This is a genomic window from Streptomyces sp. NBC_00344 (assembly GCF_036088315.1).
Taxonomy (GTDB): Bacteria; Actinomycetota; Actinomycetes; order Streptomycetales; family Streptomycetaceae; genus Streptomyces.
The window spans coordinates 2,973,921-2,985,986 of the sequence record NZ_CP107996.1; the positions used below are offsets into that span (position 1 = coordinate 2,973,921).

A 12,066-nucleotide genomic window follows, 5' to 3' on the forward strand; every position below is an offset into this window, starting at 1 on the left:
CCGGGTCAACCGAAGGGGCGATCCGGTCACCCTGGGCGTACTCCCCAAGGTGGAGACTTGACCCCGTGACTGATGAGTGGCGCGGGTGGCGCGAGGCGGCCGAGGCCGCGCTGTACGGCGAGGACGGCTTCTATCTGCGGCCGGAAGGCCCCGCGGGCCACTTCCGTACCTCGGTGCACGCCTCCCCGGCCTTCGCGTCGGCGGTCGCCCGCCTGCTGACCGGGCTGGCGGTCCCCGAGCCTGCCCTGGTCGACATGGGAGCGGGCCGCGGGGAGCTGCTCACCGGGGTACTCGCGGCGCTTCCCTCCTCCTTCCCGGTGCGGGCCTACGCCGTCGAGCGTGCGGCCAGGCCGGCCGGTCTCGACGAGCGGATCGTCTGGTGCGCGGAGCCGCCGGCCGGCGTGCGGGGGCTGCTCTTCGCCAACGAGTGGCTGGACAACGTGCCGGTCGATGTCGCGGAGGCGGACGCGGACGGGACGGTGCGCTACGTACAGGTTCGGACATCCGACGGCGCGGAGCGGCTCGGCGATCCGGTGACCGGCCCGGACGCATCGTGGCTCGAACGCTGGTGGCCGCCGGCCGGGCCCGGCGAGCGGGCCGAGATCGGCCGGCCCCGCGACGAGGCGTGGGCGGCGGCGGTCGGCACCCTCGATTCGGGTCTCGCGGTGGCCGTCGACTACGCCCACACCCGTGAGAGCCGGCCGCCCTTCGGCACCCTCGCCGGCTTCCGGGCCGGCCGGGAGGTCCGTCCGGTACCGGACGGGAGCTGCGACATCACCGCCCATGTGGCCCTGGACGCATGCGCACTGCCCGGGGCGGAACTTCTCAGCCAGCGCGAAGCGCTGGGCCGGCTGGGCGTGAGCGGAAAGCGCCCTCCGCTGTCCCTGGCATCGACCGATCCGCTCGCCTACGTACGCCGCCTGGCCGATGCGGGGGAGGCGGCCGAGCTGACCGGGCGGGGCGGGCTCGGCGACTTCGGCTGGCTGGTGCAGGGGGCGGGCTTCCCTTGAGCGGGAGGCGCCCAAGCCGTGCCGTGGGTCCGGTCGGCTGCGGGGACGGGCCCGCCGCGGCCGGCACCCCCGGCCGGGGGATACTGGCTCCATGACGGAGACCACGGTAGGCATCGGCGGTGCCGCGGAGAGCACCGACATGGTGCTGAACATCGGCCCCCAGCATCCCTCCACCCACGGCGTACTCCGCCTCCGACTCGTACTGGACGGCGAACGCATCCAGCACGCCGAGCCGGTCATCGGCTACATGCACCGCGGCGCCGAGAAACTCTTCGAGGCGCGCGACTACCGCCAGATCATCATGCTCGCCAACCGCCACGACTGGCTCTCCGCCTTCTCGAACGAGCTGGGTGTCGTGATGGCGGTCGAGCGGATGCTCGGCATGGAGGTCCCCGAGCGGGCCGTCTGGACCCGTACGCTGCTCGCCGAGCTGAACCGGGTGCTCAATCACCTGATGTTCCTCGGGTCCTACCCCCTCGAACTGGGCGGAATCACCCCGGTGTTCCACGCCTTCCGCGAGCGGGAGGAGATCCAGGCCGTGATGGAGGAGGTCTCGGGCGGCCGGATGCACTACATGTTCAACCGGGTGGGCGGTCTCAAGGAGGATCTTCCCGCCGGCTGGCTCGGCCGGGCGCGGGACGCCGTCGCCGATGTCCGCTCCCGGATGGATGTGTACGACGATCTGGTCCTCGGCAACGAGATCTTCCGTGGCCGTACCCGCGGGGTGGGCGTGCTGTCCCGGGAGACGGTCCACGCCTACGGCGTCAGCGGCCCCATTGCCCGCGGCTCAGGCGTCGACTTCGACCTGCGTCGCGACGAGCCGTACCTCGCCTACGGCGAGCTCCAGGACACCCTGCGGGTGATCACCCGCTCCGAGGGCGACTGCCTGGCCCGCTTCGAGGTGCTGCTCGGTCAGACGCACAACGCGCTCGACCTGGCCGACGCCTGTCTGGACCGGCTGGCCGCTCTCGCTCCCGGACCGGTCAACCAGCGGCTGCCGAAGGTACTCAAGGCCCCCGAGGGCCACACCTACGCCTGGACGGAGAACCCGCTCGGGATCAACGGCTACTACCTCGTGTCCAAGGGCGAGAAGACGCCCTACCGCCTGAAACTGCGCTCGGCGTCGTTCAACAACATCCAGGCGCTGACCGAACTGCTGCCCGGCACACTGGTCGCCGACATGGTGGCGATCCTGGGTTCGCTCTTCTTCGTCGTGGGCGACATCGACAAGTGACGGCCGGACCGGCCACCGTCCCGGCATGGCCGCGGGCCCGAACCCCCCGAGGGTTCGGGCCCGCGGCCGTGAGTGGAACCGCCGTCACGAGATCGCGCTGCGAAGCCCCGCCACGTCGATCTGCTCCGTCTCGTCGTGCGCGGTCAGATCGATGACCTTGCCGCCGCCGCTCTCCGCTGTGCCATCGCTTTCGGTCTCGGCCCTGTGCGCCTCGATCGCCTCGGCGCCCACCACGTCCGCGAGGTCCTCGTTCTGCACCGCCTCCAACTGCGCGGGCTCCGGAGCCGCGGACGCCTTCTGCATACCGAAGAAATCGAACCGGCCCTGCGGTCGCCGGGTCCTGACCTGCTGCGCGGTGTACGGCACGACGGCCGTCGCTGGGACGTTGCGGGGGGCGGGAAGGGCGGACGACGGGCGGGTGTGCTCGCCTGCGGCCGCCTTGGGCTTCCCCTCCGGCTCCGCCGCCTCCTGCTGCCCCTGATCCTGCCCGGACCGCGACTCGATGCTCCGCCGGCCGTTGCCCTGCCGGCCGTTCTTCTGCTGTGACTGCTTCAGCTGTTCCAGCTTTTCCTGCTGCCGCTGCCGTTCCCGCTGTTCCTGCTGGAAGGCCGCGTTGCGGGTGAGTGCCTCCAGGGCGTGGGCCGCCTTGGCGTACGCGGCAGGTGTGGGAGTGGAACCCGCCACGGGCAGTGCGGCCCTCGGCGGAGCCGCTGCCTCGATCGCGAGGAGCCTGCGACCCTCGAGTGCGCTCGCCCGCTCGGTCTCGGCGTTCGCGTAGCGCCGCAGCAGCGCGGCATGCTCCCCGCGCAGCCCGGCCAGTTCGATCCGCTTGGAACGGAGTTTCGCCTCCAGCTTGGCGCGCAGTTCGCGCGACTCCTCGAGGTCACCCTCCAGTTCGGCCAGCCGCTCCTCGGACTTCCACTCGTCGCTCGCGCGCGCACGGATCAGGTCAGCGACCCGGCGCCCGGCGACCCGGTCCCAGCTGCGCATCAGCACCGCACCGGTGACGGCCGCCGCGGCGGCGACCGCGACCAGACAGCGGAGTACCAGCGGATCCGCGAACAGCCAGGCCCCGACGGCAAGGAGGAGCGAGGCACCGGCTACGGCCGAGGGCTGCAGAACCCGGTGCAGGGGTGGGGAATGGCGGTGGCGTCCACGTGGCATGGCGTGAAATTTACCGTGCGTACGACCAGAATGGATGGCCGCACTGGGATTTGTTCCCCAGCGGTTACCTCCATTCCCCCCCACGCGCCCCTAGCCGATCAGGCCCTTGGTCTTCAGATAGTCCTTCGCGACATCGGCCGGCTTGGCCCGCTCGGAGTCGACCTTGCGGTTCAGCTGCACCAGATCACCGGTCGTCAGCGCGGTGGTGAGCTTGCCGAGAGCGGCAGCTATGTCCGCACCGCCGGCGTCCCCGGCATTCACCACCGGCAGTACGTTGTCCGCGTTCTGCAGTTTCTTGTCGTCCTGGAGCAGGACAAGTCCGTATGTGTCCAGGGTCGCGTCGGTGGTGGTGGTCAGCACCAGCTGGTCCGTGCCGTCCTTGACCGCCTGCTTGGCCTGCGGGGTGCCGACACCCTTGGGGTCGATGCCGGTCACACCGATGCCGTACTTCGACTTCAGGCCGGGCGCGCAGAACGGCCGCACGGTGCATTCGTCACCTGCGGCAATCCTGACCTCGGTCTTTGAAGCACCCAGGTCCGAAAGGGACTTGAGCTTGTTCTTCGCGGCGAATTCCTTGGTCACGGCGAAGGCGTTCTGGTCGACGGCGGCGCCGGCCGGCAGCACTTTCAGTCCGCGCGGCTCCGCGAGCTTCTTCAGGGCGGCGACGGTCGCGGCGACATCGCCCGATGCGACCGGCTTCTTCTCGGCCGCCTTCGCACCGTTCACCTTGGCGTTGAGGAATTCCGCGAGCGTCGCCGCGTATTCCGGTACGACGTCGATCTGCCCCTTCTCCAGGGAGGGTTCGTACAGCTCACGATTGTTCACCGTGGTGACCGAGGTCTTGTAGCCGGCCTGACGGAGCACCTGGCTGTAGAGCTCCGCGAGCACCTTGGACTCGGTGAAGCCGGCCGCGCCGACGACCAGCGACCCCTTCTTGCCCCCGCCGCCCTGCGCGGAGCCCGCGCCGCCGCCCTTGTCCTTCTCCAGGCTGTCTCCGCCGCACGCCGCGAGGGAGCCCGCCAGGGCCACCACACCGAGTACCGCGCCGGCTATGCGCGAGGTCTTGCTCATGAGGTCCGCTCCAAGTGACAGATATGGGCTGGGGGGATAGGGGTGGCGACAGCGGCCGGAAGCCGGTGTCCGAGGCTCGACGAAGTGCGTGACCGGAGGCGCGGCGGACGTCAGGGTGCCCTCCGGCGGGGGTCGAGCAGCCGGTCCGCCGTCACCAACAGGCCCTCGACCACGAGGGCGAGTGCTGCGACCAGCAGCGCGCCCGCCACCACCTCGGCGGTGTCGTAGGTGTTGAAACCGGCCGTGATGATCCGGCCGAGACCACCGCCGCCCGTCATCGCGGCGAGCGTCGCGGTGGCGATGACCTGCACCGCCGCCGACCTGAGCCCGGTCATGACCAGGGGGTACGCCAGCGGCAGCTCGACCCGCACGAACAGCTGCCGCCCGGACATCCCCATCCCACGCGCCGCCTCCACCACCGACCGGTCCACCTCGCGCATGCCCGTGTACGCGTTGGTCAGCAGTGGCGGCACCGCGAAGAGGACCAGGGCGATCACCGTGGGCAGATCGCCCCGGGTGCGCAGGGGGGTCAGCAGCAGCAGTGCGAGCACCGCGAAGGTGGGCACCGCACGGCCGATATTGGAGATGTTCACCGCCAGGGTCCCGCCCCTGCCGATGTGACCGAGGTACAGGGCGACCGGCAGGGCGATGAGACAGGCCAGCGCGAACGCGATCCCGCTCACCGTCAGATGTTCGGTGAGCCGGCGTCCCGCGCCGCTCTCTCCGCTCCAGTTCGACCCCGTCGTGAGCCAGGTCAGGGCCTCGGTCAACTCGCCCATGATCAGCCCGTCCCATCCGTACGAGCCGCTCGGGGCGTCCGTATTCGGGTCCAGGGCGTCAGCAGGCGCTGTACGCCGAGCAGCAGCAGGTCGGCCACCACGGCCAGCAGCACACAGAGCACCGATGCGGTGAGCACCTGCGCCTTGAACAAGGTCGGCAGTGCGTCCTCGATGAGGTTGCCGAGACCGCCCTTGCCCACGATGGAACCGACCGTGGTCAGCGCGACGGTGGAGACCGTGGCGATCCGCACCCCGGCGAGCAGCGCGGGCAGCGCCAGCGGCAGTTCGACCTCCCAGAGCAGCCTGCCGGGGCCGTACCCCATCCCGCGGGCGGCCTCCCGGGCGTCCTCGGGCACCGCGGCGAGCCCGGCCATGATGTTCCGCACCAGGATGGTCAGCGAATAGAGGACGAGTCCGGTGATCACCAGAGCGGCCGAGAGACCGAAGAGCGGCAGCAGCAGCGAGAACATCGCCAGCGAAGGCACGGTGTAGAGCACGGTGGTCAGCCCGAGCACCGGCCCCGCGAAACCCCGGCCGCGACGCGCGAGCAGCGCCAGCGGGAGTGCCACCACGAGACCGATCGCCACCGACACCGCGGTGATCCAGACATGCTGGACGGTGGCGTCGGTCAGCTCCTGGCTGCGGGAGGTGACATACCGCCAGCAGACCCAGTCATTGGCCACCACACAGTCCGTGCCTGCCATGCCACCCCTCCCCCGGCCTCGGGCGTCCGTCGAAACCCTGTTCGTCCTGCTGTCCGGGGAGCCTAACCCTGACCACTGACAATGCCGAGAGGCGTCGCACGGCGGCAACATGGCTTTCACAATCGGCGCGTCACAATGGGGAATCATGATCCGGTTCGAGCACGTCACCAAGAAGTACGAGGACGGCACGACCGCCGTCGACAACCTCTCCTTCGAAGTCGCCGACGGCGAACTGGTCACGCTCGTCGGGCCGTCCGGCTGCGGCAAGACCACCACCATGAAGATGGTGAACCGGCTCATCGAGCCGACCGCCGGCCGGATATTCCTCGGCGGGGACGACATATCAGCCGTCGACCCCGTCGAGCTGCGCCGCCGGATCGGCTATGTGATCCAGCAGGTCGGCCTCTTCCCGCACCGGACGGTCCTCGACAACACCGCGACCGTCCCGCACCTGCTGGGCGTCAAGCGCGCCACCGCGCGCGCCCGCGCCGCGGAACTCCTCGACCTGGTAGGCCTGGACCCGGCCGTGTACGGCGGCCGCTACCCCGAACAGCTCTCCGGCGGCCAGCGCCAGCGGGTGGGCGTAGCCAGGGCGCTGGCCGCGGACCCGCCCGTGCTGCTGATGGACGAGCCGTTCGGCGCGGTCGACCCTGTGGTGCGTGAGCGGTTGCAGAACGAGTTCCTGACGCTGCAGAAGTCGCTGCGGAAGACCGTTCTGTTCGTCACCCACGACCTGGAGGAAGCGGTGCGGCTCGGCGATCGCATCGCCGTCTACGGCCAGGGTTCCATCGAACAGTTCGACGCCCCGGCCGTAGTGCTCGGCGCCCCGGCCACTCCGTATGTCGCCGATTTCGTCGGCTCCGACCGCGGACTCAAGCGGCTCTCCGTCACCCCCGTCGAGCCGGGGGATCTGGAGCAGCCGCCGGTGGTGCACACCGACGACCCGCTGCCATCCGGTCTCACCCACTGGGCCGTCGTGCTGGACCCCGGAGGAAGGCCGCACGGCTGGATCTCCGCAGAGCAAGCCTCCCTGGCCAGAGGCACGGTGGGCGAACACGCCCACCGGATGGACGCCCGGCTGCCCGTCGGCGCCTCGCTCAAGCAGGCCTTCGCCACCATGCTCCAGTACGACGCGGGCTGGATCGCGGTGACCGACGAGGCGGACAACGGGCGCTTCCTCGGCGTGCTGACCCCCGCCCGGCTGCACGAGGCACTGCGCCGATCCACCGCGGCCGACGCACAGGACATCCCGCGCGACGAAGTGGAACTGGAGACCGTCAGCGGCCGTTGAGCCTTCCGCTCAGCCACACCAGGCTCGGGGGGATCTCACGGCGCCAGGTGTTGAAGTTGTGCCCGCCGCTCTCCAGCGTGATCGACGAGACCCTGGCGGGCGCCCGCACCATGGCCAGGAACCGCCTGGTGCCCCGGTAGTTCTTCTCGCCGTGCCTGCTGGTGGTGACCAGCAGCGAAGTCCGCGGGGCCGGCCCGTGCGCGAGGGTCCACAGCAGATCGGCGCGCTGCTTCTCCCGTGCACTGCCCCGGAAGAGGTCGCCGGTCGTCGGGTCCTCGGCCGCCCGGTAGTAGGCGGAGAGCCCTGCCGCGGCTCCGTACATGTCCGGGTGATGCACCGCCAGCTTCAGCGCGCAGTAGCCGCCGGTCGAGTCCCCGATGGACCCCCAGTTCCGCGGGCCGGGGCCGATCCGGTACGCGGCGCGGACCGCGCCCGGCACATCGTCGGCGAAGAATGTCTCGGTCTGCGGTCCGCCCGGGATGTTCACGCACTCGGTGTCGCGCGGCGGCGCCACCGTCGGGCGCAGCATCACCAGCACCATCGGCCGCATCCTCCCGGCTTTGACCAGGTCGTAGGCGGTCTTCGGGAAGCGCAGCCCGTGAATGAGGTTCTCCGCCGTGCCGGGGTAGCCGGTGAGCACGACCGCTGCCGGAAAAGTTCGTTCGGCGTACGCCTTCTGGAAGTACTCCGGAGGCAGATAGACATAGGCCGAACTGGCTATCTTCGACGTGCGACCCTGGATCACGACCTGCTGTATGCGGCCTCCGACGGCGGGCCGGGCACCTCCCGGTACGTCCACCTGCCGTTCCGCCACCACCCGGACCCCCGCCGCGTGGTCGACGACCACGCCGGGCGTCTGCTCCCGGCCGATGAGGTCGGCCCAGGAGGCGTAGAAGAGAAAGGAGTTGTTGGCCATCAGCCCGACAGTGAGGAAGACCGTGAGCTGAGTGGCGAGCAGCAGACCTATCCGGCCGGCTATCGCCCGTATGCTGCGGCGGGCAAGGCGCGGCCAGAGCCAGACGGTGAGGGTGAAGAAGACGACGGCCAGCGCGGCGGCCAGCGCCAGAACCTTGTGACTGGTGAGACCCATGGTTTGCCGAGCTTTCTGCCGTGAGATTTTCCCTGGGGCGGATGAACCCGCCTCCCCGTTGCGCCGTCCTAGAGGGCACAAAATGTCCGGATGCCTCGCCGAGTGCGCGGCGGCCGGACACAGAACCTGTTGTGGAGCCGTGGGAAGCGATGTCTGTGCCGGTAGATGGGGATAAGTCGGTAATGGTTCCTGATCACGTCCGGCGGATCCTTCGCGGACCCCGTCCCGAATCGGTGCCCGCACTGATCGGGACGGCCTGTACGGTCGTCGGCCTGCTCGACGCGGCGGGCGGGATCTTCCCCCGCTTCAGGCACAGCCGCATGCACGCGGTGGCCGAAGTACTCCCCGGCACGCTCGGCCCGTTCACCGCGGCCCTCGCGCTCTGCTCGGGCGTGGTGCTCTTCCTGCTCGCACACGGCCTCAAACGCCGTAAACGCAGGGCCTGGCGGGCCGCGGTCGTGCTGCTGCCCGCCGGCGCGGTGTCGCAGTTCGTCTACCGCCACTCGGTCATCGGGGTGCTGATCTCCCTGGTGCTGCTGACCCTGCTCGTACGCCACCGCAGCGAGTTCGCCGCGCTGCCCGATCCCCGCAGCCGATGGCGGGCGCTGGCGAACTTCGTTCTGCTCGGAGCCGGTTCGCTGGGCCTCGGCCTGGTCATCGTCAGCGTTCATCCGGGCCTGGTCGTCGGCAGCCCCAGCATCGCCGACCGGCTCCAGCACGTGCTGTACGGACTCGTCGGGTTCGAAGGGCCCGTCGAGTATGCGGGCGACACCTCCTGGACCGTCGCCTACTCACTCGGCTCGCTCGGACTGCTCACCGCGGTCAGCACGATCTACCTGGCCTTCCGGCCGGAACATCCGGCCGCGAGCCTCACCGACGAGGACGAGGCGCAGCTGCGCGCCCTGCTCGCGAAGCACGGCGGACGCGATTCACTCGGCCACTTCGCACTCCGGCGCGACAAGGGCGTCGTCTTCTCGCCCAGCGGGAAGGCCGCCGTCTGTTATCGAGTGGTGTCCGGCGTGATGCTCGCCAGCGGCGATCCCATCGGCGACGTGGAGGCCTGGCCTGGGGCCATCGAGCGCTTCATGGACGAGGCCAAGGCGCACTCCTGGACCCCCGCCGTGATGGGCTGCAGCGAGACCGGTGGCGAGGTCTGGACCCGTGAGACCGGCCTGGACGCACTGGAACTCGGCGACGAGGCGGTGGTGGATGTCGTGGATTTCTCGCTCGCCGGGCGGGCGATGCGCAACGTACGCCAGATGGTGAAGCGCATCGAGCGGGGCGGTTACGAGACCCGGGTCCGGCGGGTCCATGATCTCGGCGAGGCCGAACTGGAGCGCATCAGGGCGGCCGCGGCGGCCTGGCGCGGAACCGACACCGAGCGCGGCTTCTCGATGGCGCTCGGACGGATCGGGGACCCCGGCGACGGCGACTGCGTGATCGCCACCGCACACCGGTCCGGCGGCCCCGAATCCCCCTTCGGCGACCTGAAGGCCGTCATCCACTTCGTCCCGTGGGGCAGCGACGGGATGTCCCTGGAACTGATGCGCCGCGACCGCGCCGCCGACCCCGGGATGAACGAACTGCTGATCGTGGCCTCTCTGGAAGCCGCCCCCCGGCTCGGCATCGAGCGGGTCTCCCTCAACTTCGCGATGTTCCGCTCCGCACTGGCGCGTGGCGAGAAGCTCGGCGCGGGACCTGTGCTGCGGGGGTGGCGGGCGCTGCTCGTCTTCCTCTCCCGCTGGTTCCAGATCGAGTCCCTGTACAAGTTCAACGCGAAGTTCCGGCCGCGCTGGGAGCCGAGGTTCGTGGTGTTCCGCAACACAAGCGATCTGCCGCGGATCGGACTCGCCGCGATGCAGGCGGAGGGATTCGTGAACCTGGGTCTGCCCTGGCCACTGGCGCGGCGGAGCCGGGTGGCAGGCCGGCCCTGCCCGCATCTGGTGGGTCGGGAGAGCGGGGCGCGGACGGTATGACGGGGCGGAGAGCGGCGCCGCGGTTGTTTCTCCCCTGCCGCCCGTGGAGTTTCCGGCCCGGTCCGCAGGCCTGAGCCGTGCATGCGAAGCCCCGGCCGCCCCGCGACGCCTGGCACGCACACTCGCCGCGTTGTCGGAGTCGGCTGAGCACGCCCCCCGTACACGGACAATCCTCCGACGTGCGATGGCACGCACCGGACGCCGCATGGCCCGCCCTTCGGGCGGACACCGCTACTGCTCACACACCGCCTAGGCTGGGGGCATGAGTACGTTGGACGGCCGGGGCCACGTCGCAGGGCTCCCCGAGTGGGACCGCTGCGCGGTCATGGGCGTCGTGAATGTGACGCCCGACTCCTTCTCCGACGGCGGCCGCTGGTTCGACACCACTGCCGCCGTCAAGCACGGCCTCGATCTCGTCACAGCGGGCGCCGACCTGGTGGACGTGGGCGGTGAGTCCACCCGCCCCGGCGCCAGCCGGGTCGACGCCGACGAGGAGCTCCGGCGGGTCGTACCTGTGGTGCGCGGTCTTGTCTCCGAAGGTGTCACCGTCTCCGTGGACACCATGCGGGCAGCCGTCGCCGAACAGGCCGTCGAGGCCGGCGCGAAACTCGTCAACGACGTCAGCGGAGGGCTCGCCGACCCCGCCATGATCCCGGCGGTCGCCGCCGCGGGGGCACCCTTCGTCGTGATGCACTGGCGCGGATTCAGCGAGTCGATGTCCGCCCGCGCGGTGTACCGGGACGTGGTCGGCGAGGTCGTGACCGAGCTGCGGGAGCGGGTGGCCGCCGCGGTCGCGGGCGGTATCGCACCGGAGCGGATCGTCGTCGACCCAGGCCTCGGCTTCGCCAAGGAGGCCGAGCACGATCTCGCCCTCGTCGCACACCTCGGTGAGCTCCGCGCACTGGGGCACCCGCTGCTGGTCGCCGCCTCCCGCAAACGCTTCCTGGGCCGGGTGCTGGCCCGGGAGGGCGCGGGACCGCCGCCCGCACGCGAGCGGGACGCCGCCACGGCCGCCGTCTCCGCGCTGGCCGCCCACGAGGGCGCCTGGGCCGTACGGGTCCACGAGGTGCGCGCGAGCGCCGACGCCGTCCGGGTGGCCCGTGCCGTCGAGGGAGCCAGATGACCGCGGGCACCGACATCGAAGAGATCGAGCTCGCCAACACCGCCTTCTACGAAACGATGGAGCGGGGCGACTTCGACGAGCTCTCCGGGCTCTGGCTGGAGGACGAGATCTCCTGCGTCCACCCCGGCTGGCCGGTTCTCTCCGGGCGCGGGGAGGTGCTCAGGTCGTATGCGCTCATCATGGCCAACACCGACTACATCCAGTTCTTCCTGACCGATGTGAAGGTCAATGTGATGGCCGACACAGCTCTGGTGACCTGCACCGAGAACATCCTCAGCGGCGGCCCCGCCGAGGAGGGCGGCGAGCTGGGCCCGCTGGTCGGGCAACTGGTGGTGGCCACCAACGTGTTCCGCAGAACCCCCGACGGCTGGAAGCTCTGGTCCCACCACGGGTCGCCCGTCCTCGCCGAGTCCGGTGAGGACGAGGGCGACGACGACGAGTCGCCCGCCTGAGTGGGAGTCGCCGTCACAGGGTTCGCCACCCCGGGCTGCGGGTAGGGGCGAGTACCACCCGCCTCTGGTTCTGTCCATAGCCCCCATGGACGGGCGCTGTCAGCACCCGCAGGTAGATTCGGGTGAGTGGCTGCGCCGACCGCACTCGGCGCGGGCCGCCCTACCGACGAAG

At 70.5% G+C, this 12,066-nt stretch carries 11 protein-coding genes; 6 read left to right on the forward strand and 5 right to left on the reverse strand.

Annotated features, from left to right (window positions below; all coding sequences use genetic code 11):
- The first annotated feature begins 65 nt into the window (after positions 1-65).
- Together OHS16_RS13480 and OHS16_RS13485 are read left to right on the forward strand one after the other, a co-directional pair.
- On the forward strand, positions 66-1,010 hold the full coding sequence (locus OHS16_RS13480; RefSeq protein WP_328537429.1) for an SAM-dependent methyltransferase: 945 nt from the start codon (positions 66-68) through the stop codon (positions 1,008-1,010).
- A gap of 91 nt (positions 1,011-1,101) precedes the next feature.
- Entirely contained in the window at positions 1,102-2,244 is a 1,143-nt protein-coding gene (locus tag OHS16_RS13485; protein ID WP_328537430.1) for an NADH-quinone oxidoreductase subunit D, read from the forward strand.
- An 84-nt stretch (positions 2,245-2,328) separates the two neighbouring features.
- Here the strand turns inward: OHS16_RS13485 and OHS16_RS13490 are convergent, their stop codons facing one another.
- The 4 genes from OHS16_RS13490 to OHS16_RS13505 all read right to left on the reverse strand — a co-directional run bounded on the left by OHS16_RS13490 (position 2,329) and on the right by OHS16_RS13505 (position 5,962).
- Complete coding sequence (locus OHS16_RS13490; protein WP_328537431.1) at positions 2,329-3,408, reverse strand: hypothetical protein; 1,080 nt, start codon at positions 3,406-3,408, stop codon at positions 2,329-2,331.
- 90 nt (positions 3,409-3,498) lie between these two features.
- A complete protein-coding gene (locus OHS16_RS13495) occupies positions 3,499-4,479 on the reverse strand; it encodes an ABC transporter substrate-binding protein (protein ID WP_328537432.1) in 981 nt (326 codons plus the stop codon).
- 110 nt (positions 4,480-4,589) lie between these two features.
- Positions 4,590-5,258: an ABC transporter permease gene (locus OHS16_RS13500; protein ID WP_328537433.1), complete on the reverse strand. Its 669-nt coding sequence runs from the start codon at positions 5,256-5,258 to the stop codon at positions 4,590-4,592.
- A 2-nt stretch (positions 5,259-5,260) separates the two neighbouring features.
- Positions 5,261-5,962, reverse strand: coding sequence for an ABC transporter permease (locus OHS16_RS13505; RefSeq protein ID WP_328537434.1), 702 nt, complete (start codon positions 5,960-5,962; stop codon positions 5,261-5,263).
- A 145-nt stretch (positions 5,963-6,107) separates the two neighbouring features.
- Here OHS16_RS13505 and OHS16_RS13510 point away from each other — a divergent pair, with 145 nt between their 5' ends.
- Positions 6,108-7,253, forward strand: a complete 1,146-nt coding sequence (locus OHS16_RS13510) for an ABC transporter ATP-binding protein (protein ID WP_328537435.1) — start codon at positions 6,108-6,110, stop codon at positions 7,251-7,253.
- Here the strand turns inward: OHS16_RS13510 and OHS16_RS13515 are convergent.
- The gene (locus OHS16_RS13515) at positions 7,240-8,343 is read right to left on the reverse strand and encodes an alpha/beta hydrolase (RefSeq protein ID WP_328537436.1); all 1,104 of its coding nucleotides are present in this window, start codon (positions 8,341-8,343) and stop codon (positions 7,240-7,242) included. The two genes, OHS16_RS13510 and OHS16_RS13515, sit on opposite strands and share 14 nt — an antisense overlap.
- A 149-nt stretch (positions 8,344-8,492) precedes the next feature.
- Here OHS16_RS13515 and OHS16_RS13520 point away from each other — a divergent pair, with 149 nt between their 5' ends.
- From OHS16_RS13520 to OHS16_RS13530, 3 genes are all read left to right on the forward strand, one after another.
- Complete coding sequence (locus OHS16_RS13520) at positions 8,493-10,319, forward strand: phosphatidylglycerol lysyltransferase domain-containing protein (RefSeq protein WP_328537437.1); 1,827 nt, start codon at positions 8,493-8,495, stop codon at positions 10,317-10,319.
- A gap of 262 nt (positions 10,320-10,581) precedes the next feature.
- Positions 10,582-11,442, forward strand: coding sequence for a dihydropteroate synthase (gene folP / locus OHS16_RS13525; RefSeq protein WP_328537438.1), 861 nt, complete (start codon positions 10,582-10,584; stop codon positions 11,440-11,442).
- Positions 11,439-11,894, forward strand: a complete 456-nt coding sequence (locus OHS16_RS13530) for a nuclear transport factor 2 family protein (protein WP_328537439.1) — start codon at positions 11,439-11,441, stop codon at positions 11,892-11,894. Before folP ends, OHS16_RS13530 begins: the two co-directional genes overlap by 4 nt.
- The last annotated feature ends 172 nt before the right edge of the window (positions 11,895-12,066 follow it).

Excerpts from the sequence above, each read along its gene's own strand:
- OHS16_RS13500 (WP_328537433.1), bottom strand. The coding sequence starts at position 5,258 with ATGGGCGAGTTGACCGAGGCCCTGACCTGGCTCACGACGGGGTCGAAC.
- OHS16_RS13485 (WP_328537430.1), top strand. The coding sequence starts at position 1,102 with ATGACGGAGACCACGGTAGGCATCGGCGGTGCCGCGGAGAGCACCGAC.
- OHS16_RS13530 (WP_328537439.1), top strand. The coding sequence starts at position 11,439 with ATGACCGCGGGCACCGACATCGAAGAGATCGAGCTCGCCAACACCGCC.
- OHS16_RS13510 (WP_328537435.1), top strand. The coding sequence starts at position 6,108 with ATGATCCGGTTCGAGCACGTCACCAAGAAGTACGAGGACGGCACGACC.
- OHS16_RS13515 (WP_328537436.1), bottom strand. The coding sequence starts at position 8,343 with ATGGGTCTCACCAGTCACAAGGTTCTGGCGCTGGCCGCCGCGCTGGCC.
- OHS16_RS13520 (WP_328537437.1), top strand. The coding sequence starts at position 8,493 with ATGTCTGTGCCGGTAGATGGGGATAAGTCGGTAATGGTTCCTGATCAC.
- OHS16_RS13490 (WP_328537431.1), bottom strand. The coding sequence starts at position 3,408 with ATGCCACGTGGACGCCACCGCCATTCCCCACCCCTGCACCGGGTTCTG.
- OHS16_RS13495 (WP_328537432.1), bottom strand. The coding sequence starts at position 4,479 with ATGAGCAAGACCTCGCGCATAGCCGGCGCGGTACTCGGTGTGGTGGCC.
- OHS16_RS13505 (WP_328537434.1), bottom strand. The coding sequence starts at position 5,962 with ATGGCAGGCACGGACTGTGTGGTGGCCAATGACTGGGTCTGCTGGCGG.
- folP (WP_328537438.1), top strand. The coding sequence starts at position 10,582 with ATGAGTACGTTGGACGGCCGGGGCCACGTCGCAGGGCTCCCCGAGTGG.